At 65.7% G+C, this 23,221-nt stretch carries 23 protein-coding genes and 1 tRNA gene; 10 read left to right on the forward strand and 14 right to left on the reverse strand.

Annotated features, from left to right (window positions below):
- Positions 1–46 precede the first annotated feature (46 nt).
- A complete protein-coding gene (locus tag GLP40_RS25995) occupies positions 47–388 on the forward strand; it encodes a hypothetical protein (RefSeq protein ID WP_154790628.1) in 342 nt (113 codons plus the stop codon).
- Positions 389–769: 381 nt separating this feature from the next.
- Here the strand turns inward: GLP40_RS25995 and GLP40_RS26000 are convergent, their stop codons facing one another.
- On the reverse strand, positions 770–2,245 hold the full coding sequence (locus tag GLP40_RS26000) for a DHA2 family efflux MFS transporter permease subunit (RefSeq protein WP_154790629.1): 1,476 nt from the start codon (positions 2,243–2,245) through the stop codon (positions 770–772).
- A 180-nt stretch (positions 2,246–2,425) separates the two neighbouring features.
- Between GLP40_RS26000 and GLP40_RS26005 the strand changes: the two genes are divergently transcribed.
- Positions 2,426–2,974, forward strand: a complete 549-nt coding sequence (locus GLP40_RS26005; RefSeq protein ID WP_230329937.1) for a TetR/AcrR family transcriptional regulator — start codon at positions 2,426–2,428, stop codon at positions 2,972–2,974.
- Positions 2,975–3,148: 174 nt separating this feature from the next.
- Here the strand turns inward: GLP40_RS26005 and GLP40_RS26010 are convergent, their stop codons facing one another.
- The 3 genes from GLP40_RS26010 to GLP40_RS26020 form a co-directional block, all read right to left on the reverse strand.
- Positions 3,149–3,577, reverse strand: coding sequence for an SRPBCC family protein (locus GLP40_RS26010; protein WP_196054789.1), 429 nt, complete (start codon positions 3,575–3,577; stop codon positions 3,149–3,151).
- 468 nt (positions 3,578–4,045) lie between these two features.
- Positions 4,046–4,714, reverse strand: coding sequence for a class I SAM-dependent methyltransferase (locus GLP40_RS26015; RefSeq protein ID WP_328290661.1), 669 nt, complete (start codon positions 4,712–4,714; stop codon positions 4,046–4,048).
- A gap of 444 nt (positions 4,715–5,158) precedes the next feature.
- Positions 5,159–5,232 (reverse strand) — tRNA-Ile (locus GLP40_RS26020).
- 207 nt (positions 5,233–5,439) lie between these two features.
- Here GLP40_RS26020 and GLP40_RS26025 point away from each other — a divergent pair.
- From GLP40_RS26025 to GLP40_RS26060, 8 genes are all read left to right on the forward strand, one after another.
- Positions 5,440–5,724 carry a WXG100 family type VII secretion target gene (locus tag GLP40_RS26025; protein WP_154790632.1) on the forward strand — a complete coding sequence of 95 codons (285 nt, stop codon included), beginning with the start codon at positions 5,440–5,442 and terminating at the stop codon, positions 5,722–5,724.
- Between the two features lies 1 nt (position 5,725).
- Positions 5,726–6,028, forward strand: coding sequence for a WXG100 family type VII secretion target (locus GLP40_RS26030; RefSeq protein ID WP_328290662.1), 303 nt, complete (start codon positions 5,726–5,728; stop codon positions 6,026–6,028).
- A gap of 3 nt (positions 6,029–6,031) precedes the next feature.
- Entirely contained in the window at positions 6,032–7,450 is a 1,419-nt protein-coding gene (locus tag GLP40_RS26035) for a deaminase domain-containing protein (RefSeq protein WP_154790634.1), read from the forward strand.
- A gap of 19 nt (positions 7,451–7,469) precedes the next feature.
- Positions 7,470–7,916 carry an SMI1/KNR4 family protein gene (locus GLP40_RS26040; protein ID WP_154790635.1) on the forward strand — a complete coding sequence of 149 codons (447 nt, stop codon included), beginning with the start codon at positions 7,470–7,472 and terminating at the stop codon, positions 7,914–7,916.
- A 109-nt stretch (positions 7,917–8,025) separates the two neighbouring features.
- A complete protein-coding gene (locus GLP40_RS35135) occupies positions 8,026–8,379 on the forward strand; it encodes a YbaB/EbfC family nucleoid-associated protein (RefSeq protein ID WP_154790636.1) in 354 nt (117 codons plus the stop codon).
- Positions 8,380–8,713: 334 nt separating this feature from the next.
- Complete coding sequence (locus tag GLP40_RS26050) at positions 8,714–9,142, forward strand: nitroreductase/quinone reductase family protein (RefSeq protein ID WP_154790637.1); 429 nt, start codon at positions 8,714–8,716, stop codon at positions 9,140–9,142.
- Positions 9,143–9,331: 189 nt separating this feature from the next.
- Complete coding sequence (locus GLP40_RS26055) at positions 9,332–10,375, forward strand: TerC/Alx family metal homeostasis membrane protein (RefSeq protein WP_154790638.1); 1,044 nt, start codon at positions 9,332–9,334, stop codon at positions 10,373–10,375.
- A gap of 72 nt (positions 10,376–10,447) precedes the next feature.
- Positions 10,448–10,933 (forward strand): glycine-rich domain-containing protein, encoded by a 486-nt coding sequence (locus GLP40_RS26060; protein ID WP_154790639.1) that lies wholly within the window; start codon positions 10,448–10,450, stop codon positions 10,931–10,933.
- Positions 10,934–11,451: 518 nt separating this feature from the next.
- Here the strand turns inward: GLP40_RS26060 and GLP40_RS26065 are convergent.
- The 10 genes from GLP40_RS26065 to GLP40_RS26110 form a co-directional block, all read right to left on the reverse strand.
- Positions 11,452–13,233 (reverse strand): SDR family oxidoreductase, encoded by a 1,782-nt coding sequence (locus GLP40_RS26065; RefSeq protein ID WP_328290663.1) that lies wholly within the window; start codon positions 13,231–13,233, stop codon positions 11,452–11,454.
- 24 nt (positions 13,234–13,257) lie between these two features.
- On the reverse strand, positions 13,258–14,367 hold the full coding sequence (locus GLP40_RS26070) for a PDR/VanB family oxidoreductase (protein ID WP_328290664.1): 1,110 nt from the start codon (positions 14,365–14,367) through the stop codon (positions 13,258–13,260).
- A complete protein-coding gene (locus tag GLP40_RS26075) occupies positions 14,364–15,269 on the reverse strand; it encodes a metal-dependent hydrolase (RefSeq protein ID WP_154790640.1) in 906 nt (301 codons plus the stop codon). The genes GLP40_RS26070 and GLP40_RS26075 overlap by 4 nt, the downstream gene beginning before the upstream one ends.
- A gap of 97 nt (positions 15,270–15,366) precedes the next feature.
- Positions 15,367–17,232, reverse strand: a complete 1,866-nt coding sequence (locus tag GLP40_RS26080) for an APC family permease (protein WP_230329957.1) — start codon at positions 17,230–17,232, stop codon at positions 15,367–15,369.
- Positions 17,233–17,447: 215 nt separating this feature from the next.
- Positions 17,448–18,239, reverse strand: a complete 792-nt coding sequence (locus tag GLP40_RS26085; RefSeq protein ID WP_328290665.1) for an N-acetylmuramoyl-L-alanine amidase — start codon at positions 18,237–18,239, stop codon at positions 17,448–17,450.
- 37 nt (positions 18,240–18,276) lie between these two features.
- Complete coding sequence (locus GLP40_RS26090; RefSeq protein ID WP_154790642.1) at positions 18,277–18,696, reverse strand: MarR family winged helix-turn-helix transcriptional regulator; 420 nt, start codon at positions 18,694–18,696, stop codon at positions 18,277–18,279.
- Positions 18,686–20,059 carry an MFS transporter gene (locus tag GLP40_RS26095; protein ID WP_328290666.1) on the reverse strand — a complete coding sequence of 458 codons (1,374 nt, stop codon included), beginning with the start codon at positions 20,057–20,059 and terminating at the stop codon, positions 18,686–18,688. The genes GLP40_RS26090 and GLP40_RS26095 overlap by 11 nt, the downstream gene beginning before the upstream one ends.
- A gap of 69 nt (positions 20,060–20,128) precedes the next feature.
- Positions 20,129–20,860: a serine hydrolase family protein gene (locus GLP40_RS26100; RefSeq protein ID WP_154790643.1), complete on the reverse strand. Its 732-nt coding sequence runs from the start codon at positions 20,858–20,860 to the stop codon at positions 20,129–20,131.
- Between the two features lie 79 nt (positions 20,861–20,939).
- The gene (locus tag GLP40_RS26105) at positions 20,940–21,929 is read right to left on the reverse strand and encodes a zinc-binding dehydrogenase (protein WP_154790644.1); all 990 of its coding nucleotides are present in this window, start codon (positions 21,927–21,929) and stop codon (positions 20,940–20,942) included.
- Between the two features lie 359 nt (positions 21,930–22,288).
- Entirely contained in the window at positions 22,289–23,179 is an 891-nt protein-coding gene (locus tag GLP40_RS26110) for an SDR family oxidoreductase (protein WP_154790645.1), read from the reverse strand.
- Positions 23,180–23,221: the final 42 nt, after the last annotated feature.

The following is a 23,221-nucleotide window of genomic DNA, read 5'->3' on the forward strand; positions in this document are numbered from 1 at the left end:
CGTCGTTTGCCTGCCCTCCATACCAAGGAAGAGGCCCACCGCTTCGATGACCGATCCGTCTGATGACCTGGACGCCCTGCGCGCACTGATCAGCCACCGCTACGTCGTGGAGATCCTCGACGCCGTAGCGAGTTCCCCGCGAACGTTCCGCCAGCTGACCGCGACTGTCGGGCCCCACCACGCGATCGAAGCCGCACTGCGAATCCTCGCCTCCCACCGGCTGATCGAGACCGATCAGCACGGCAGCTGGGACCGGCGGCCGGTGGGCGCGACCTGCATCCAACTCACTGACCGCGGTCGGTACACGGTCTCAACCCTCTCGAGCCTGGCAGTATGGACCGCCCTCTACGAACGAACCGATCATGGCCATCGTGATCGATCGAACTGATCATGACCTGGCAGCGCGCAGACTCGGATCTGCATGATGGTGCCGCCGTGAACCGTTGCGGGAGTGTGTAATCCGACCCCGGAACGCCGGAGGAGCGGGTCGTGGTGGATCAAGAATCGCTCGAGGAACCTGCGAGAGCGAACGGGAGCGGCCGATATCGAGGCCGGTGAGCAGGTCGGCGACGTTCCTGCCGACCATAAGTCCGCCGAGGTACGAGGTGAACAGTGCCCGGCAGCGTGGCGCGACGCGGCGAGCACGTTGCGCGTTTCAGATGCGCTCGACGCGGGACATGCCGGATTTGCCGTGCGCTTCCGGCCATAGTCTGTCGACAACGCGAGAACCGCAGGCCGGCGACCCGCGGTTCGCACAGATGGGGACCGGCTAGTGCTGGCCGGCCAGGTCGGCCTGGGCCTCCTTGTCCGCAGCCGGAGACGGCGCGATGCCGACCGTCTGGGTCGAGGTGAAGAACGCCGCGGTGACAGCGCAGACCGCTAGCAGGATCACTGTGAGGTACAGCGAGTCGGTCAGAGCCGAGGCATAGGGCGCCTTGACGAGGTCCGGGAGGTGGCCCGCTTCGCCGGACGAGGCGGGCAGCGAATGCGCCGCCATGCGCGCGGTGAGGAGCGCGCCGATGCCCGCGCTACCGAGCACCGAGCCGACCTGGCGGGTGGTGTTGTAGATACCCGAGGCCGCCCCCATCTGCTGCAGCGGCAGACTTCGCAGCGCGGTCGCCGGCAGCGGCGCCCAAATACAGGAGCTGCCGACACCGCACAGCGCCGACATCACACACATCAGCGCGATGGACCCGTGCGGGGTGGCGAGGCTGATGAACCACAACACCGCCACAGTGAACAGCGCGAAGCCGAATGTCAGCAGATAACGCGGCGATACTTTGTCCGAGAGCTTGCCGACCACCGGCGACAGGATGGCCGAAACGACTGCCATCGGAGCGAACACCAACGCCCCCTTGGTCGGAGACAGGTCGCGCACCGCCTGCAGATAGAAATACGACGGCACCATCTGCGCCGTCATCGCCGCGCCCAGCGCTCCGGTCGCCACGTTGCCGAGCGAGAAGTTGCGGTTGCGGAACAGGCCCAGCGGCACCAGCGGTTCGATCTTCGTGCGGCCCTGGCACACCAGGAACAACGCGAGGACGATGAGACCGCCGAAGATCAGGCCCCACACCCAGCCCGCCCAGTCGTAGGTGTTGCCCTCCTGGATGCCGAACACCAATGCCGACATTCCGATCGCGACGACAATCACTCCGGGGATGTCGAAGCGATGATCGTTCGTCGGCAGCGCCGGAACCAGCCACGCGCCCAACCCGAACGCGATCAAGCCGATCGGCACGTTGACATAGAAGATCCACTGCCATCCGCCGCTGTCGATGAGGGCACCGCCGAGGATCGGGCCGACCAGCGTCGCGATGCCCGCGACTCCGCCCCACACTCCCATCGCCGCGCCACGCTTGTCCCACGGGAAGATGCGGCCGATCACCGCCATGGTCTGCGGCGCGATCAACGCCGCACCGAGACCCTGCACGGCCCGTGCGGCGATCAGCGAGCCGATGCTGCCCGCCAAGCCACACCACAGCGACGCCAGCGTGAAGACGGCAAGTCCCCCGAGATACAGGTATTTCGGTCCGAATCGGTCGCCGAGGCGGCCGGTGATGAGCAACGGCACCGCAAAGGTGAGCAGATAGGCGCTGGTCACCCAGATCACCTTGGACATATCGGTGTGCAGGCCGCTCATGATCGCCGGGTTCGCCACCGCGACGATGGTCATGTCCAGCAGAATCATGAAGTAGCCCACGCATAGCGCGCCCAGCGCCCCCCAGGGGTTACGTTCGGCTGTCATATCCCCGTCCTCGATTTCTATGTTGACCGACACAAAAATAGGTAGCAGTGCCTCGGAAGCCGCGTCAAGAGATATCTTTGATGGACGACACAGAATTCGTGGGACCAGAAAGGCAGGTGGAGGATGGGAGAGCGTGGTCGTCCCCGCGGCTTCGACCGCGACGCGGTGCTCCGGCAGGCGATGGTCGCGTTCTGGAGCAACGGGTATGAGGGGACGTCGATGACAGACCTCACGGCCGCGATGGGGATCGCCTCGCCCAGCATCTATGCCTGCTTCGGCTCCAAGGAACAACTCTTCAGGGAGGCTGTCGAGCTGTACGACTCGATCGCGGGCAATCCGTCGCGGCTCGCGCTCGACCACGCACCCGTCGCCCGTGAGGCGGTACACGGAATGCTGTCCACGAGCGCCGACTTCTACGCCGATCCCGCGACTCCGCCCGGATGCATGGTCGTCATGGCCTCCGCTGGGACCGCGATGAGTCAAGACGTCCAGGATTTCCTCGCCGGTCTTCGTCGCGGTATGCAAGCCGCGATCGTGGCCCGGCTGCGACGCGCGGTCGACGAGGGTGACCTTCCTGGCGAGGCAGCTGTCGAGACAATGGCCGCGTTTTACACCACGGTCCAGCAGGGCATGTCGATACAGGCCCGCGATGGTGCCACCCGCGCCGACTTGGAGGCCATCGTCACCGCCGCCATGTCGGCATGGGAACCGTTAGCGGGCATACGCTGACGCTTCCTTTCACCGAGAACGACGCTGCCCACAGTTCATCGGCGAAATTCATTGCACAACAGTCGTTTCGGTTGCCGGAATGACACTGCGCAAAGCTTCGATGACGACGCCGACCAGAGCGTCCGCGCGTTCGGCGGACAGCCCCGCGCAGCCATACACCTGCTAGTGCTTCGTTCAGCAGGGCTTGCTGAGGCGCCCGGTCAGAATCGTGGCGCGGGCCAGCTGGACTTTGCGGGCCTGGCCGGAGGCGAATGCCATCAGGCCGAACGGGGTCCGGAGCCGGAGCTCGTCCTCGACGCGCGTGCCTTCCGGGGCGGCCGTGAGGTCGAAGCGATAGGCCATGTGGACGCCGCCGGGGCTGTTGACCTCGCCCCAGACGGCTTTGCCCGGTGTTCCTTGAAGAGACACCCGGATACGGTTGTCGTATTTCAGCGCGAGGACACGGAACCGTTCAACCGCCACGTACGAGCCCTCCCGAACGTCCTCGACGGCCACGACCAGCGGCGAAAGACCGATGTAGTTCTCGGGCCGGGTCAGATGCTCGTAGGCCGCTTCCACTGGGGCGGGGACGGTGAACGCGTTACGGAGAATCTTTTCGGGCACCCCCGAACTCTAGCGGTCATGCCGGATGGGGCTCGGCGAACACCGGGGAGAGGCCCACTGGCCCAGTCGATTCCAACCGCACGGGTACGCCGTCACTGGCCACCGTTCGCGGGCCACGTATCGGCGAACCAAGACGGAACAGGTGTTGGACGTGGTCGATTCAGGCTGCGGCAGCGCGGCGTTCGAGCATCTGCCGGATGCCGCGGTCGGTCATGCGGCCGAGATTTCCCGGCCAGAGGGCGGTTTCGTCGGTCTTGGCTTTCGGATGCTCGGCGCGGACCCCGTAGGTACTCGTGGAGGCCGCTCCGCGTCATCGGCTGGGTCCGGCAGAAGTTGTGCCCGTGTTTGTGGGGCGGGCCAATGCGGTCGGCGAAGAGTGCTCGAGATGCGCTGTCTCCTGAGGTCGGTCCCACCGGCAGGCCGTTGAGGCAGCTCGTCGGTACGTGGCCGAGTGAGGCGCAGCTTCAGTCAGATGTCGCTTTTGGTGGCCACACCCGTGATCAGCGGTCGAACAATCGGGGGCATTCCCCGCCACGACGTTTCCTGCACGTCTTCGAGCGCCAGCCCGCACGCCTGGATCAGTTCGAGGGTGGCGCGGTTGCAGTGGCAGCCCTCCGCGAACCGGCGCCACGGGCCGGCGAGGCGGTCTTGCCAGTGCGCAAGTCGTGGCGACTCGGCGCGTACGTGCTCGAGAAACAGCAGCCGGCCGCGGGGGCGCAGTACGCGCCCGATCTCCTGCAACACCGGATCAGGGTCATCGACGGTGCACAACACCAGTGTTGAGACGACCGTATCGACGGTTTCATCCGCGAACGGCAGTTGTTCCGCCGATGCGTCGAGCACACGTGCGCGAAGTTGACTGCTGCGCAGCCTCCGCGCCAACCGCGTACGCATCGCGGCCTCCGGCTCGGTCAAGATCAGCTCGTCAAGGTCGGCGGGGTAGTGCCCCAGGTTCAGGCCGGTACCGCTGCCAAGCTCGACAGTCCGCCCCCTCGCGTAGCTGAGCAGATTTCGCCGGCGAGGACCCATACCAGCCCTCTCGCCCACCCATAGCAGAGGGTCGTACAGCGCCGCGAAAGTCCGGGCCCATAGGTCCGAGCCCTCCGCTGCTGCCGCCGGGACGGCGCCACTGCTCACGGACTCGACAGTACGCCGACGAGCATCATCACGTAAGCCCATCTCGTCGAGCAGGGCGGTGGCAGTTCGCGGTGCGCCTCACTTCGCGGCCCGGCAACAGACCGTGGCGCGGGCTCTTCTGTGGGTTCAGCCGGACTGAGGCGTTTCGACGCCGACGACGGGCGCAGTGTTTTGGGATGCAAACCGCTGCTATGCGCAGAAGCCAAGGCGGGACGTGCTTCGTACTGGAACGGGTCGACGGAACGAGGCGGGGTATCCGCAGGTGAAAGGCAAATTGTGGGGCAGGGCTCGAACCCGCGACCAATGGATTATGAGATCAATCAGGCTTGCCACTGTTCTGACCTGGGAAAATCCTGCTGAAAACCGACCAAGACGACAAAATTCGTTGGTCTTCGAGCCCCCCCGCCTCCGGGCCTCCCTCACACGGGGGCGGGGTCTTCGACGTGCCCCCGGCCGGGCTCGAACCGGCAACCAGACGATTATGAGTCGTCGGCTCTAACCTATTGAGCTACAGGGGCGTGCCTTGGGCACCCTAGCAAGACAACAGTTGACCGACAAACCCAACACTGACCACGGCATCAGCGCTTCATGAAGCCTGTCCGCTCAGACACCTGCTTCCCCACGCCAGACCGCAGCTGTCCAGGCACCTGCCGATCAAGATCGGCAGGTCGAACGTTAGTGATGGTAACCTCTGCGGCTATGAGTGAAGTGGGGGCTCTGGCGGCTTGTCCGTTGTTCCTGAGGATGTACAGGCACTGGGTCGATTCGCCCTGGATGTAGCCGGAACACTACGCTCGGCGCTGGAATCAGCAGGGCGAGACGTTGACTCACTCACCTGGACCGGGGCGGCAGCTAAATCCTTCAGCACCGGCTGGGACGAATGTACTGACGGCGGAAATAGCATCATCGACGCCCTGACCACGCTGGCCAACTCGCTCGGGGTTGCCGCCGATACCTACACCAGCCACGATCTTCTGTCCGCGGAGCGGTTCACGAGCCTGGATCTCTGACGTGAACGACGACGAATACTCCGTAGACCTCAACGAACTGGACTCGATCGTGACCCGCCTGTCGGATCTCGCGAAATTCCTCACCGACCAGTTCGCAGCGATGGACACCAAGGTGACCACCTTGCGCGCAGGCAGCTGGGACAGCGATGCAGCCGCAGCGTATGAGGATGCTCACCGCCAATGGCTCGCAGGCGCAAAAGAATTCGCGCAAGGCGTCAGCGACATGAGCACCGCCGCAAGCAATGCTCACCATCACTACACCGCAGCAATCGGGGCAAATATCCAGATGTTCCGTGGCAGGTAACCCATGGTTGATGTAAATCCGCAGGTGTTTTACGACGGCGCCAAGATCCTCACCGATCTCGGCACCGATATCGATGCCGCTACCACCAAACTCATTAACGCGCTCAACGATACTGGGTCGATGTCCGGGTCCAGCGATGCGGCCAAGCAATGGGCCACCAGCTATGACACCCGAGCCGCCGATACCATCGACAATTCCCGCAAACTCGCTCAGACATTACAATATTTCGCCAGTTTGGTAAGCCTGGCAGGCTATAATCACGCTCTGGCCAATTATAACGCAAACACCAATCCCAATAAAGGCGCTGGCCCCATCAAGCCAGCCTCGGTGCCCCCACCAGTTGAATTATGTTGGATAGGAGCGCCAGCTGCTGGTGGTCCCGGCAAGGGACTCCTGTGCAAGATTTCCCAGGTGATGGACCAAATCCACGTACATATCCCTGACGGCGACACCGATAAACTCGGCAAGGCCGCCCAAGCCTGGCGCGACTTTTCCGGAACTGCGGCCATCTCCCAAGCTGGTTCCCAGATCGGCGACGTCGGCAAGAAACTTGCCGAGATCGACTCGCCCGAGATGCATGATCTGCAGGACCAGCTGACCAAGCTCAACCGATCCGGCCAGAATATCCCCAAGTCCGCGAATCAACTTGCAACCGCCTGCGACAACCTGAAAAAGCCTACCGACGAAGTACGCAAAACAATAAAGAATGCGTTCCTGGAACTCGAAAAATCCATTATAATTTATCTGGCCATCGACATCCTCGCCACCTTTGTCACCGCTGGCGCTGGCGTAGTCCTAACGGTCGCCACAGCCGCCAAGTTCGCCAAAGATATCGACGCTTGCGCAACAACGGTCAACGAGGCTGTGACAGTCTCCAAGATTGAAGACATCGCCGTCGCAGCAGCTAAAGAAGAACGCATTCTTGCCGATGCCAGCAAGGAACTGGACGACGTCGCCAACCTCGAAGCCAAGACGATCGAAGAAGAAACGAGCGGAACCGGCTCCGGCACACAGCTCACTTCCGATCAACTGGCTGGCAAGCAAGCGGCCGACGATGTGCGGGCCAGACTCGCAGCGAACGGCGAGACTATTTCCAAGGGCAGAAATGTCGCCGTCGCGAGGGGAGCTATCGACGGCGAGGAGATATCGCTGGACGCGGTCAGTGAAACAAAGACACCTTCTGGCACGGTCCAAATGCCAGAAAGCCCAACCTTGAACCCCATCTCAGTGGATGGTTCTGTCGAACGTCCCGCCGATTCTGAATTCAAGATTCTAGACCAGCTGGCCCAGAAACTTAACCCAGACTCCAAGGGGGTCATCAACCTGTACACCGAACGCGAACCATGTCCTGCATGCGATAATGTAATCAAGCAGTTTCAGGATAAGTTCCCCGGAGTGAAAGTGAATGTGACCAATGGCTAACCCAGAGAGTATGCAGGCAATGGAGTCCCTGCGCCATGATCTGCTAATTTCCGGCATCGCTACGTCTCCGAGCGAGATCATCGGATGCTCGGGCAATGAAATAGCTCAGGTCGTCGCCACTGCCGGGTCTTTCCCAATTCCCGACGCGTACATCGCATTTCTGGAAGTATTCGGCAGGAAAGCCGGTGACCTGTTCAGAGGGACTGACCTATTCTTCCCTGGATGTCTCGATGCGAAGGATTCTGCAATCGATGTTGCCAGCGGTCCAGACGAGACGTTGACCCTGGAGAATCGGTTCTTCTTCGGACACCATCAGGGCTACAAGGTCTACTTCTTCGAGCTGGGATCTGAAGCCGTGTACGGATACCAAGAGGGCTACCCCCATGTCCACAAGCTGGCCGACTCATTGGTTGATTGGCTGCGTCACGCTCTCGGGGTTCAAAAAGAAATAGTGGGCAAAAACTAAAACAAGCGTTGGCACCAGCCTTCCCGGCAAGTTGCCCCTGCGGGGTTAACATATTCACCCAGAACTCTCCAAAATCGCAAGTTTGCACTTGACCACCAGAGGATTATCGATGAGTATCGTTCCAGAAGAGGCGGCTGCACGCCGCGACCGTATTCAGAGTGCAATCTCTCAGGTTCGCGGCCGCGCCGAAACATCCGGTGGCGCGGTGGTCGTTGAAACTGATATGAACGGAAAGATCACCAATCTCCAAATCTCGCAATCCGCAATGTCCGTCGATCCCGGTCGGCTAGCGAGGGCAATCACGCGGTGCCATGAGACTGCTACGGAACGGGCCGAAGCCGAGGCCGGTAGACTATTTGAAAAATTGCGGGATTCGACTGATCTATCGTCACAACCAACCCCGCCAAACTCGCAAGAGTGGGAGGAGCTGCCCCCTCCGCTCCGCATCACACACTCGGTATGACTTCAGGAGCCTCGGGCCGCACAGTGGCCACCGAGACCCTGTCCTATCGGCCGACCTTCGCTCCTCAGCACTGAACTCCGCGCCACGGCTGCCGTCGTAGATCGGCCCCGCGAATGCCGTATATCCGATGGCTGCACTCAAATTCGTTGGTGTACACGGTCTGCACCGAACTCGGATGGCTGGCCGACTGAAGACAACACCTTATTATGGCCCATTTGTCGTCGTGCGAATTTCGAGCCTCCGGACGAACCGGCTCCGGAAACGTATCCACAAGATCGTGATCGATTCGTGAAGCGTTAACCTGGGCCTGTCCACCACCGCAGGGAGGAACACGATGGCGAGTCTGTTCGCGAACGTGCTGAAGGCACATCAGTGGATCTACGAGAACAGCAACGGATTGGTCGGGCACAAGCTGTTGTTCGGGAATCCGACGCTGCTGCTGCGCACAGTGGGTCGCAGAACCGGCAAGGAACGCACCAGTGCGCTCACCTACGCGCAGGACCACGAGGACTACCTCGTGACCGCGTCCAACGGCGGGTCGCCGAAGCCACCGGGGTGGCTGGCCAATGTGAAGGCCAAGGCGGACTGCGAGATTCAGGTCGGCACCACGCGGATCCCGGTGACGGCGACGGCCACCTATCCGAACGATCCGGAGTACGCGCGCCGGTTCCAGCTCGTCGACAAGGTGAACCAGGGCCGCTACACGCGGTATCAGAAGATGACCACGCGCCCCATCGCCGTAGTGGTGCTCACCCCGCGCTGACCGCGTCTCGACTGGACCTCACGGGTAAGGGTCGACTATCCTGCCTGACCTAGAGGGGAGTACTTCCCACGAATCACTCCGGTCAGTACGGGCCGCGCCGACGCGTCCCCCGGATGGTTGCCCGCCGCAGTGACATACAGGGGCGGGTGAAGGAGACCTCGGCTGGTTTTCCCTGCCCGAGGAGGTCCCATGAGTCCTACCCTGTCCGTTCTCGCGAGTTCCACCGCTATCGACAGTGTCGGTACGCCCTGGCTGTGGGGCGGAACCATGGCCGCGGTACTGGCGCTGCTGATCCTCGACTTCGCGCTCACCCGGCGTCCGCATGAGGTGTCGATGCGCGAGGCCATCGCCTGGACCGTCTTCTACATCACCCTGCCCATCGCCTTCGGCATCTTCCTGTGGTTCAACGACGGCGGCGCGCCGGCCATGGAGTTCTTCACCGGCTACCTGCTGGAGAAGTCGCTGTCGGTGGACAACCTCTTCATCTTCATGCTGCTGCTGTCGGCCTTCGCGGTCCCGGCCGCGCTGGCGCAGCGAGTGCTGCTGTACGGCATCGCGGGCGCGCTGGTGCTACGCGGCATCTTCATCGCCCTCGGCGCGGCCGCCCTGGCCACCCTGGACTGGGCGTTCCTGCTGTTCGGCATGATCCTGCTGGTCACCGCGGTGAAGCTGCTCGCCGACGCGGCCGGCGGGCACAAGCAGGAGCTGGATGTGTCCGCCATGAAATCGGTGCAGCTGATGCGCCGTGTCTGGCCGGTCACCGACGACTACCGCGGCACCAAAATGGCGGTCCGCGAACCGGATCCGGCCCAGCCCGGCACAGTCCGCCGCGCCCTCACCCCGCTGGCGCTGGTGGTAGCCGCGGTCATGGCCACCGATATCGTCTTCGCCGTCGACTCGGTCCCCGCGGTCTACGGCGTCACCGGCGACCCGTTCCTGGTCTTCGCCACCAACGCCTTCGCCCTTCTGGGCCTGCGCGCCCTGTATTTCGTCCTCCACGCCGCGCTCTCCCGCCTGGTCCACCTGGCCTACGGCCTGGCCGCCATCCTCGCCTTCATCGGCGTGAAGCTGGTCCTGCACTGGGCCCACGGCATCTGGAGCGGCGTCCCCCAAATCCCCACGGCCACCTCACTTCTCGTGATCGTGCTGGTGCTGGTGACGGTGACCTTCACCAGTCTGCGCGCGACCCGCACGCGGGAAGCGCGGACCGAGATCACCGCTCGCACCGCGTGATCCGTGCCGCGCGGCCCGCGATGTTCCGAATGGCGCTCGCGATCTGCCCCGAAATCAACGTAGCGTGAAGCTATGCTGCTGCGCCGTTCCCAGCGTCCACGGCTCGAACAAGTCAATCGAGCCGTGGACGCGCTCGAGCTTCCGGAGGCGGTGTTCAAGACCTGTCCGTGGCAGCCGCGTGAGCTGGTGGAAACCGGTCTGCGGCAATGGTTGCGCTGCTGCGGAGCGGCGATGCGCGACGATCGGGTGATCGGCATGCCCTCGCATGCCGTGGACGAGGCTTGGCACGGACTCATCCTGTGTACGAAGCGGTACGCGCGGTTGTGCGACAGCGCGTACGGCAGGTTTCTGCATCACTTCCCCGATGGCGAGGGCACGGGTTCGGGAGACCCGATGGCGGAGCAGCTGGGGCGCACGGTGGTCGCCTGGTCGTTCGTGGCGCGACCAGGCGAAGCATGCGTGCTGTGGGACCTGGATACCGTTGTGGGAGTGGACCATCCGTGGGGGATCCCATTGGAGCGGGTCCACTCCATCGAGGCGGCGCTACGGACGAGCTGACCGGCGCTCGGTCCGGTATCGTATCGCGATGGGCCGGCTAGCTGCCACCGCCGCAACCACCACCGCCGCAGCCGCTGCCGCCGCCGCAACCGCTGCCGCCGCCGCAACCGCTGCCGCCACCGCCACAACCGCTGTGGCCACCGCCATGGCCGTGGCCGCTGCCGCCGCCGCAACCGCTGTGGCCACCGCCATGGCCGCCACCGTAGGTCGATCCGCCACCGCTGTCGCTCGAGCTGCCGCCCCAGTCGCCTCCGGCCGCACCGTATCCCCAACTCTTGCCGCGACTTCCACGGCGAGGGTCAGGCTTGTTCCGGGTAGTAACAGCCGTCAAGACGACCAGAGCGATCACAATGGCAACACAGATTATTCCGCCAACCATCGTCGGCCTCCTCCCCCGCCTCACGGCCCCTCCGACCGCGAGATATAGCCGAAAGCTACGCCAGGGAGAATCGGTACGACAAACCCATTTTCCGAGGGGCTCATCGCCGGTGTGAACCCTCGCCGAAACGGGTACTCGGTTATGTCAGCTTCACCCGTGCCGCGAAGAAGCGGGCGACGGCCGGGGCGAAGCGGTTGAAGCGGTACTGGAGCCAGGCTTCGGGGGTAACCGGGACGACGTCGCGGCCGCGCTCCACGGCCTTGACGATCTGGTCGGCGACCTTCTCGGGGCCGTAGCGGCGGGCCGCGTAGAGCTTGTCGTAGCGCTGCTGCTCGGCGGCCTCGTCTGCGGCGGAGACGCCCGAGAAGCGGGTGGTGGCAACGATATTGGTGTGAACGATGCCGGGGCAGATGGTGTGCACGCCGATGCCCTTGCCCGCCAGTTCCGCGCGCAGGCAGTCGGAGAACATGAAGACCGCCGACTTGGAGGTCGAGTAGGCGGCGAAGCCGCGCTGGGGGGTGTAGGCGGCCATGGAGGAGAGATTGACGATGTGGCCGCCGAGGCCGCGGTCGGCCATGGCCTTGCCGAAGGTGCGGCAGCCATTGATGACACCGTGCAGATTGATATCGAGGACCCGGTCGAATTCGGCTGCGGGGGTGTCGAAGAAATCGCCCGCCGCGCCCACGCCGGCATTGTTGATCAGGATGTCGGGCACACCGTGCGTGGCGATGACCGCGGCCGCGTGCTCGGCCACGGCTTCCTCGCTGGAGACGTCGAGCTGGTAGGCGTGCGCGGTACCGCCTTCGGCGGCAATGAGATCCACGGTCTCCTTGGCCGAGTCCACATTGATATCGGAGAGCACGACCTCCGCGCCCTCGCGGGCGAAGGCGAGCGCCGTCTCGCGCCCGATGCCGCTGCCACCGCCCGTGATCACCAGCAGCTGGTTCTCGAAAGGCCGCTGCGGCGTGCCGACTTCGGCGCGCCGCAGCGCGCGCGGGGCCTCTCCCGTCCGCAGCGAGTCGATGAGCTCGAGCGTGGAGGTGGCCAGCAGCTCCGGGTGCGAGAACGGCAGCCAATGCCCGCCGCCGACCTCGCGCCGGTACAGGTTGGGCGCCCAGTCCTTGGTGTCGTCGTAACCGGCGGGCCGCACCGCCACATCCCGGCGCGCGATGATCAGCTGCACCGGCACCTCGGTGCGGCGCTCGCGCGGATCGCTCAGTCGTTGCAGGATATTCGCGCGGTAGATGCGCATGCCGTCGAAGAAGTCGCGCCGGAACTCCGGGCCGAGCTTGATGTTCGCCGGCGAGGTCTCGTTCATCAGGGCGACGAAGCGCGACCACATCTTCTCGGTGCCCAGCGGCGCGAGCACCACCCGCGGCACTCCAGGCGTCATGAACAGCCCGGTATAGGCCGAGGACAGCAGCTGGGTGAACGGCCCCCACACCTTGCCGCGCGACAGGCGCGACCGCACCCACGCGCCCAGGTGGTCCAGGTTGGGCCCGGATACCGAGGTGAAGGAGGCGATCCGCCCGGCGGCCCGCGGCTCGCAGACGGCCTCCCACATCTGCACCGAACCCCAGTCGTGGGCCAGGATATGCACGGGCGCATCGGGACTCACCGCGTCGGCGACGGCGAAGAAGTCGGCCGCGAAGTGCTCGAGCCGATAGTCCTCGGTGCGGTCGGTGCGGGTGGAGCGCCCGTGCCCGCGGGTGTCGTAGGTGACCACGTGGAAGCGGTCGGCCAGCAGTGGCACCACGCGATCCCAGAGGTGGTGGTCATCGGGCCAGCCGTGGACCAGCACAATGGTGTCTTGGGATTCTCCACCGGCCAACGGTTCACCGTATTCGTAGACGGCGATGTCGAACTCGCCGCTGCGCACCAGGCGCTCGGCGGCGGGAAGGACGGCGGGGTGATCGGTCACGATTTTCTCCTCATTGAGAGGGCGCTAGAGATCCAGCACCAAACAATCCCCGCCGCAACGGGATACGCAGATGAGCATGTCGCCGGCCGCGCGTTCGGCGTCGGTGAGCGCGGTGTCGCGATGGTCGACCTCACCGGAGCGCACCCGCACCACGCAGGTGCGGCAGAAGCCCTGACGGCACGAATACGAGCTGTCCGGACGGACTTTCAGCACTTCCTCGAGCACCGATTTGTCCGCGGGCACGTCGATCACCTCACCGGTGCGGGCCAGCTCCACCCGGAAGGCGGTGCCGTTCACCACCGGCGGTGGCGAGAAGCGCTCGGAATACAGTTCCACGCCGGGCATCTCGCGAATGGCGTCGGTGATGAGCTGCGTCATCACGATCGGCCCGCAGCAGTAGACGGAGGTGTCGGACCCGACCCCCGGCAGCAGATCCGCCGCGGTCGGAATCCCGTGCGCGTCATCGGTGCGCACGGTGACCCGGTCCCCGAACGACTCCACCTCCGACAGGAACGGAATGGTGTCGCGGGACCGCCCGACGTACACCATGCTCCACTCGACACCCAGCCGGTCGGCCATCCGGATCATCGGAAGGATCGGCGTGATGCCGATGCCGCCTGCCACGAAATGCACTCGCGCGGCGGAGGATCCGTACCCCGGCGGCACGAACGGGAACGCGTTGCGCGGCCCCCGCACCGACACCGGGGTGCCCACGGCCAGCTCCCCGTGCACCTCCAGCGACCCGCCATTGCCCTCCGGAACGCGCCGCACCGCAACGCGATACGCGTGCCGGTCGGCCGGGTCGCCGCACAGCGAGTACTGTCGCACCTTCCCCGAGGGCAATTCGAGATCCACATGCGCGCCCGGCCGCCATTCGGGCAGCTCCCGTCCGTCGGGCGCGGTCAGCAGCAGGCTGATCACATCGGTGTCGTGCGCCTCCACCCGGCGTTCGGCGACCACCAGCGGAATCCGCCAGTCGTTCACTTGCGCATCGGGCCGGCGCCGGTTCACGAACGCGCTCCAGCGCAAACGGCTTTCGGCGATGAAGTCCAGCACCCGGGTGGTCCGGTCGGCCCGCCCCTTACCGAACAGGTCCCGTGGCGGCGTGGTGGGGACGGGTCGGATCGCGCTCACGAGGCCAGCGCCCGGGCAGCCGGGGACTGCGCCAGATAGGCCACCGCCTGCGCGGTCGAGCCGACACCCTCAGGGCTGTAGCCCGGCTTGTAGGTGGACAGCGCGCTCACCAGCAGCGATGGAATCCCGGGCAGCGAACCGCGCCACATGGCCCCCACGATCCGCATGATCAGCATCGGGTAGCGGTGATCGGGCAGCGACGGGTCGGCGTGCACCAGGAACTTGCTGCCGCGCAGCAGCAGCGCGATGAAGATCGGGAAGACGATCAGCATGAGGGCGCCGCGGCGCACGTAGCCGATGTCGAAGTACTCGGCCACGTCGTGGGCGACCATGCGGTGCTCGACCTCTTCGGCGCCGTGCCAGCGGAACAGGTCCAGCATTTGCGGGTCGGCCTCGAACCGTTCGAGATCGGCATTGATCACCCAGTCGCCCAGGAAGGCGAAGAAGTGCTCGAGCGTCGCGATGAAACCGAGCCGCTCGACCAGTTGCTGCTGCCGGGCGGCCGGGTCGGCCGCCTCACGCGGGCCCAGGGTCTTGCGGAACAGGAACTCCGCCTGCCGCACATAGGGTTCCACGTCGATGCCGTGAGCCGCGAGCACCTGTTCGAGCGCCCCGTTGTGACTCTCGGCGTGCATGGACTCCTGGCCGATGAAGCCGAGCATGGCTTCCCGCAGCTTCTCGTCCTTGACCAGTTCGAGGGCTTCGCCGAAGGTCACCAGGAACATGCGCTCGCCTTCGGGCAGCAGCATGCTCAGGGCATTGAGGACGTGCGAGGCGATCGGTTCCTTCTTCATCCAGACCGGTTCGGTCCGCGACCAATCGAACTGCACATTCCGGGCCTGCAGCGCTACCTCTCCGGGTTCGATCACCACTCGGCGGCCCAGCCTCGGAAGTAGCTTCATCGGTACTCCTGGTCTCATATCGCGTTTGCTGCGTGAGCGTAGCAATATTCTACCTGTGTATGAAACCAGGAGTTACACCTAGATTTTTCGGCCGCCGTCAGCTATCGACGTGCACGTGCGGTCGCTGGGAACGCCGCGGGATCGCCCGCCGCAGGATCTCGCGGGTCACCGGAGCCACCTCGCCCTCGCCGAAGAACATGAAGCGGGCCAGGTTGACCAGCGGATTGCCCTCGGTCCATTCGAAATACACGTGCGGGCACTGGCCGGTGCGGTCGCGGATGGCGATGAGAATGGAGGCAATGCAGTTCGGGACGGCGGCCGCCTCGACCTCCAGGATGTGGTAGTCCTCCACATCCACCTCGGTCACATTCAGCGTCGTGCTGAACTCCGACGGGTCCTTGACGATGACCTCGAGGAAGAGGATCGGCTCGCCGTCCGGGATGTGGCTCTCGCGACGCTGATCGGCTTCCTTCTCCGCGTACTCCCCGGGCGAGCGGCCATCGGCGATGTCGTGGGTGACGATGCGGATCTCGCCGCGCTCGGCCAGCTGGTCGATCATCCGGCAGGCCTTCTCGTCGAAGATGACCTCGACGGCCCGCAATTCGAAGGCCCGGCGGACCCGCGAGGCGAACGAGACCACGATGATCGCGAGCACGAACAGGATGGCCAGATGCAGACCGGCCGGCTTCTCGATGATGTTGTCGATCGTGGTGTAGACGAAGATCAGTGACACCACGCCGAAGCCGAGCACACGCGTGTGCTGCTTCTGGCGCGAGGCCGAAATGGTCACGGCCATGGCCGCGGAGGTGATCAGCACCAACACACCGGTCGCGTACGCCGCACCCTGCGCGTCCACGCTGGCGTCGAAGTACCAGGTGATACCGAAGGACACCAGCCCGAAAACCAGCACCAGCGGCCGGATCTGGCGCGCCCACTCGGGAGCCATGCCGAAACGCGGCAGGTAGCGCGGCACCAGATTGAGCAGACCGGCCATGGCCGACGCGCCCGCGAACCACAGGATGGCGATGGTGCTGACGTCGTAGACCGTGCCGAACCCGTTGCCGAGGTACTCGTGCGCCAGGTAGGCCAGCGCACGGCCGTTGGCCTGCCCGCCCGCCTCGAACTCCTTCTCCGGAATCAGGATGGTGGTGATGAAACTGGTGACGATGAGGAATCCGCTCATGATGAGCGCGGCGGTGGTCAGCAGTTTGCGGGTGCCGTTGATGCGGGTGCGCGGGTATTCCTTGGTATCGGCCGGGCTGCCCTTGATCTGCGGCATGACCGCGACACCGGTCTCGAATCCGGACAGGCCCAGCGCCAGCTTGGGGAACACCAGCAGGGCGACGCCGATCATGGCGACAACATTGCCGTGCTTGGCGGTCAGCAGATGCGACCAGTCGGTCACCAGGTGCGGGGCCTGCAGCACCTTCACGATGCCGACCACGGCCACCACCAGATTCAGCGCCAGGTACGCGCCGACCAGACTGACCGCGATTCCGATCGCCTCACTGAACCCCTTGAGGAACACCGCCGCCAGCAATGCCAGCAGGACCAGGGTGATGGTCATGTTCTGGTCGTGCAGGAAACCCGGCACATACGGGTTCTCGACGATGTGGGCCGCACCGTCGGCCGCCGACAGCGTCATGGTGATGGTGAAGTCGGTGGCCGCGAAGCCCAGCAGCACCAGGATGAAGATCTTGCCCCACCACTTGGGCAGGACATTGGCGAACATGGCGATGGAGCCGCCGCCGTCATGGCTCTCCCGGGCCACCCGGCGGTAGACCGGCAGCGCGCCCAGCAACGTCAGGGCGACCAGCACGACCGTCGCCAGGGGGGACAGCACGCCCGCGGCCAGCGCGGCGATACCGGGCTGGTAACCGAGTGTCGAGAAGTAATCGACACCGGTCAGGCACATCACCTTCCACCAGGAATGCTGATGCTCCTTGGGGGCCTTCTTGGCCATCGGCCCCTGAATCTGCGAGTAGTGCTCACCCGCATCCTCGAGAAGCCAATTCGCAAAGCGCGAGCGCGGCTGTGCGTCGGTCGTGGTCAAGGAGTCCTCCCCGGAACTCTGCTGGTCCGGTTTCCCGAAAATATTCCATCAATGACGTGACGAATGTACTCACGGCAAACCGGGCGCAGTCAGAGCCCGCGCCGTGAATGGTTCCGCGCGATGTGCTAGCCGAGGTACGCCGCGATGGCGTCGGCGATGGCCTGCGCGAATCGGGTACGGCCATCCGGTGATTCGATGACCGCGGCATCGCCGGGATCTCGCATGTTGCCGCATTCGACGAGCGCCGTCGGGCGCTCGGAGAAGTTCAGCCCGGCCAGATCGGCGCGCGGGTTCATCCCGTCGGAGCCGACATAGGTGGAGGTGGTGAAGCCCGCCCCGGCCATGGTGTCGCGCAGGGTGGTGGCCAGCCGCACCGACGGCCCGGACTGGGTGTCGTTGAGCGCGGGCGAGGAGTAGGCGACATGGAAGCCGTGCGCACCGGCGGGCGCGCCGTCGGCGTGGATGGAGACCACGGCCGCCGCGCCGACGCGGTTACCGAGGGTGCCGCGATCATCGACGCACGGGCCGACCCCGCTGTCGCTGTCGCGGCTCATGATCACGTGGTAGCCGCGCACGGTGAGCAGATCGCGGACGCGCTGGGCCACATCCCAGTTGAATTCGTGCTCGGTATAGCCGTCGACGCCGCTGGTGCCGGTGGTGTTGCAGGGCTTCATGCCACCGCGGCCGTCGGGCACCTGCGCATTGATCTCGTCGGGGTGGGCCGCGCCGCCGCCATTGTGGCCGGGATCGATGACCACGGTTTGGCCGGCGATCGGAAACAGCGGGATGGCAGGCGATTCCAGCGCCGGGCGCGTGAGCGATCCCGAAACCGATGCGGCGGCGAGGCTCTGGCCGCTGCCCGCGATCAGCAGGACGCCGCAGAGGGCCGCCAGGGACTTCCAGGTTCGGTATCGCACGGGACAAACGATAACGGTTGAATCACGAACGGGTAAGTCAGTGTTCGAGTTTGCGCAGGATCTCGTGGAGTGTGCGCAGGTCGTCGGGGGTGAGGGCGGCCAATTCCGCGGGCGCCGGATCGGGCGTGGCGAGGGCCTCTGCCACCACCTCCTGCCCCGCCCGGGTGAGTGAGATGAGTTTGCAGCGCCGGTTGGTCGGGTCGATCTCGCGGATCACCAGGCCGCGCTCCTCGAGATCGTTGACCACGACCGTGGTGGCGGGGGCGTCCATGGCGGCCGCCTGGGCCAGCTGCTTGGCAGTGAGCGGACCGGGCAGCAGCCGGCGCAGCACGCGAATCCGGCTGAAGGGCATGCCGGTTCGCTCCACCACCGCGCGCTTCCAGCTGTCGCGGGTGTCCATCACCAGGTGGGTGAGCTGCCGCCAGACCTCATCGGTCGTGGGCGTGTCATCCGGCATGAACGGGGACCTCCTCGAGCAGGGGGGCGACCCGATCTCGCGAACGGTACGCCCAGTCGGTATTGGCGGCGACACCCAGCGCGGTCACGGCCGCGGCGAAGCCGGCGATGGTCCACCACAGCCCCACGCCGGTGAGCGCACCACACAGTGCCACACCGAGACTCACGCCGACCTGGCGGCTGGTGGAGGCCACCGCGGCCGCCGCACCCGCGCGATCGGGCGGCATACCGCTCACCGCGGTGGTGGTGATGGGCGCGTTCACCATGCCGAAGCCGATACCGAACAGGGCGAAGGTGATGACCAGCTGCCAGATCGGAGTGCCGGCGCGCAGCATCGTGAGACCGACGGCGGCCACCGCCATCAGGATGCCGGAGGCCAGCAGCGACGGGCGGGTGCCGTAGCGGCCCACCAGCCGGCCCGACAGCGGCGAGAAGAACAGCACGCCCAGCGCCATGGGCAGGTACAGCAGGCCGGTGTGCACGGCCGAGAAGTGCCGTGTCCCTTGCAGATACAGCGACATGTCGAACAGGAACGCGCCCAGGGCGGCGAACGAGCACACCGCGATGACGGTGGCCGAGGAGAACGGGAAGCTGCGGAAGAAGCGCAGATCGATGAACGGCGACGGGTGACGCGCCTCGTGCCGAACGAATCCGCCCAGCGCCAGCGCCGACAGCGCGAAGACCGCGGGCCTGCCTTCGATCAGGCCGAACACGAGCGTGAACATCACCACGATGGCCAGCACCTGACCGATCGGGTCCATGCCGCGCGGGGTCGCCGACTTCGATTCCGGCACATGGACAGTGGTGAGCAGCAGCGCGACCGCCACGATGGGCAGGTTGATCCAGAACACCGACTGCCAGCCCAGGATGTCGATGAGCACGCCGCCGACCATGGGTCCCAGCGCCGTCGAGATGCCGACCACCGCGCCCCACACGCCGATCGCGCGGGCGCGCTCCACCGTGGCCGTGAACGTGGTCGTAATGATCGACATGGCAACGGGATTCAACATGGAGCCGCCGACCGCCTGCACGAACCGCGCCCCGATGAGGACCTCGATGGTGGGCGCGAGGCTGCACAGCAGCGAGCCGAGCGCGAAGGTGAGCAGGCCGATACGGAAGACCCGCTTGCGACCGAAGCGATCGGCGGCCGCGCCCGAGAGCATGAGCAGGCTGGCGAGGGTCAGCGTGTAGATGTCGACGATCCACTGCAGCCGCGACAGCGGCGCGCCCAGATCGCCGCGAATGGTGGGGATGGCGACATTCACGATGGTCGCGTCCATGGACGAGATCAGCAGGCTCAGACAGCAGGTGATCAGGATGATCGTCTTCCGGCGCGAACTCAGCCCCTCAACAGTTGTAAGCACACAATGATTGTGAAACCACAACCGTTTAGGGCGCAAGGCGCTTCCTCGATGGCACAGGTCACACGGACGTCAGCGCTTCGGGGCCTCCCGGGCCGTCAGCGGCGACCACGCGCCCAGCACGTCCTCGGTCTGCTGTTCGGGAGTGCCGTAGGTGTGGGCGGCCACGGTGAAGCCGGGACCGAAGGACACCGAGGCCACCTCCGGGGGGCCGACATCGGCCCAGCCCCATTTGGTTCCGTACACCAGGGGCAGACGGGCGGTTCCCCAGTCCTGGCGGGTGCCGTCGGATGCCTTGTCGGAGGGTTGCTCCATCCAGGCCAGGATCGGACTGTCGGGTTCGGCGCGGAGTTTCGCCGCCAGAAAGTCGGCCACGTCGGCGACGCTGGTGGTCGACAGTTCCCAGCCGCCCGCACCATGGGTGGCCCGCAGGCTGTATTCCTTGGCGATCGCATCGATGGCGTACGGGTACTTGGCGGCGATTCGGTTGGCGGCCGCGTCGTCGGACCTGCGGATCATGCGCTCGCCGAGGTCTCGATCCTCGGCCGAGCCGTCGCCGTGGCGCAGGGCGTAGTCCGCCATGTACAGCTTGGCGATGGACAGCGCCGCGCGCTCCTCGGTCTCGTTGTCGGTGCCCCTGCCCACCCCCGGAACCAGCGTGCGCACGGCGAGCGCGGTGCGGGGCAGCACCCGTGCGGGTTGAATTGCGCCGGGGTCGATTCGGGGTTGCGCGCCCGCGGCCCCGGTCACCGCCAGCCAGACACCGGTCACCACAGCCGCGACCGCACCGGACCGAATACCCATCACCACCTCCGCGTCGCGTTCCGCCCGGTCCCACCTTGCTCTCCGAGAATGGGCGGACGTTCACGACACGCCGATGAGATCAGACGGTGAGGATGGTCCGGCCGACTGCGGTGCGCGCACCGATGGCGGCGTGCGCGGCGGCGGCCTCGTCCAGGGGGAACGTCTGGCCGATGACGACCTCGAGGCGACCGGCGGCGACCTCGGCCTGCGCGCGGTCGTGGAGGGTCAGCCAGTCGGTGTCCGGGGTCGCGATCTCGAACAGGGTAACGAGGGTGACGCTCTGGGCGGCAGCGGCCTCCGCGTCGACCGCCGCGAAGCCACCGGCGGAGTTGCCGTAGGCGATGAGCAGGCCGCCGGGCGCGGTGGCGGTGAGGGCCGCGCGGCCGATCTCGCCGCCCGCGCCGTCGAGCACCACCTGGACGCCGCCGGTCCGTTCGCGAACCCGGTCGGCCCAGCCCGATTCCGAGTAGTCGACCACCTCGTGCGCGCCGAGCCGTTGCGCCAGAGCCAGTTTCGCCTCGCCGCGGGCGGCGGCGATGACCTGCGCGCCGGCCGCTCGGGCCAACTGGACGAGCAGGGTGCCCAGTCCGCCCGCGGCCGCGGTGATCAGCACCCACTGTCCCGGCCGCATCGCAGCGCGGTCGGCGACGGCGAGAACGGTGCGGCCGTCGTGCACGAGGGCGGCCGCCTGCTCGAAGCTCAGCTCATCCGGAATGACCGCCAGCGTGGCGACTTTCGCCAAGGCCCGTTCGGCGTACCCTCCGATGGGCAGACCGCCGCCGATACCGCTTGCCGCGGTCGGAGTGGCCACCCGCTTGCCGACCCACGCCGGATCCACGTCCGGCCCGACCGACTCGACAGTGCCCGTCACAGCACCGCCCGGCACGAACGGCGTCTCGACCGGAAAATAGTCACTCGCCCACCCGCTCCGCAACGTCGTGTCCAGAAACATGACATCCGCCGCCGCAACCCGCACCACCACTTCACCCGAATCGGCGACCGGATCCGGAACTTCGCTCACGGCCAGCACCTCGGGTCCACCGAATTTCTTGGCCTGCACCACACGCATGTCTTTGCCTCCCTGTCGCTTTCGACGAACGGTCGATGACTCCAGGCTGAAACCTCGACTTCTATCGAGGTCAAGTGCACGGGCCGCGATTCCGCTGTGGGCGAACCGCGTTCGTCACTCCGCGACGGCCGGACTCCTGACATCTGTGCAGTGTTTGAACCACATTCGATTCAGGCATATACGGGGCGAGATATGCCGGTTCGCACTTCCCATCCAGTTGTCTGCCGAGCACACCGTGATCGGCATGATGGCGCGTTCCTGAGGCTGAGATGATCTCGGCGCTCCGGTCTTTCGCGGAGCAGACGCCACCTTGAAAAAAGGGCGCGGTCTGCGGCGAGAGAAGAGTGAACCTCGGCCGGCTAGTTGTGGGGGTGGAGGAGGTCGGCGAGACCTATGCGGGTGAGGAATTCGGTGCGGATGCGGTCGGCGACGGCGCTGACGACTTCGGCGCCGTCGTCGGCAGGGTCGATGTGGACTCGGAACGGTCGTGTGCCGTGGGGTGTGTCGACGACGGCGACAATGGCGCGGGCCACGTCGACGGCGTCGGCGTCGGCGGGGGCCAGGTCGGCAAGCCGTTGGGAGACTTCATCCATGAGTCCGGCGTAGCGCTGGTCGTAGGCGGCGACGGTGGTGGCGTCGGCGGGGCCGCCGCTGTGGGCGAAGTGATTGGTGCCCCGGGTGAAGGAACCGGGCACGACGATGGTGGTCTCGATATCGAAGCGAGCCAGTTCGGCGGCGTAGCCGACCGCGAGGGAGTCCATGGCGGCCTTGGCGGCGAAGTAGGGGCCCAGGTAGGGCGGGGTGCCGCCGCGGGTGCTGCTGGATCCGATCCAGATCAGCAGTGTGTGGCCGTGGGACCGCATGTGCGGCAGGACAGCTCGGTTGACGCGTTGGGTGCCCAGCACGTTGATGTCGTAGACAGCGGCCAGTTCGGTGTCGGTGAACGCCTCGGTGGGGCCGGTGACCATGTGTCCGGCGTTGTGGATCAGCACGTCCAGCCGGCCGTGTTCGGCGATGATCGCGGCGACGGCGGCGTCGATCGACGGCTGGGACTGCACGTCGAGTTCGATGGTGCGCAGGTCGGTGTTCTCGGCCGCGGCGAACGCCTTCGCATCTGCTACGGCTGCCGCGTTGCGGCCGGCGGTGTCGCGCATGGACGCGTAGACGGTATGTCCCGCCCGCGACAGAGTGCGGGCGGTGAGTGCGCCGAATCCGCTGGAGGCTCCGGTGATCAGGATGGTCTTGCTCATGGCAGTCCTCGATCTCGACAGGTTGATGGGCTTGGAGTTCGG

Origin of the sequence: Nocardia aurantiaca, assembly GCF_009708175.1 — a bacterium.
GTDB classification, from domain to species: Bacteria; Actinomycetota; Actinomycetes; order Mycobacteriales; family Mycobacteriaceae; genus Nocardia; species Nocardia aurantiaca.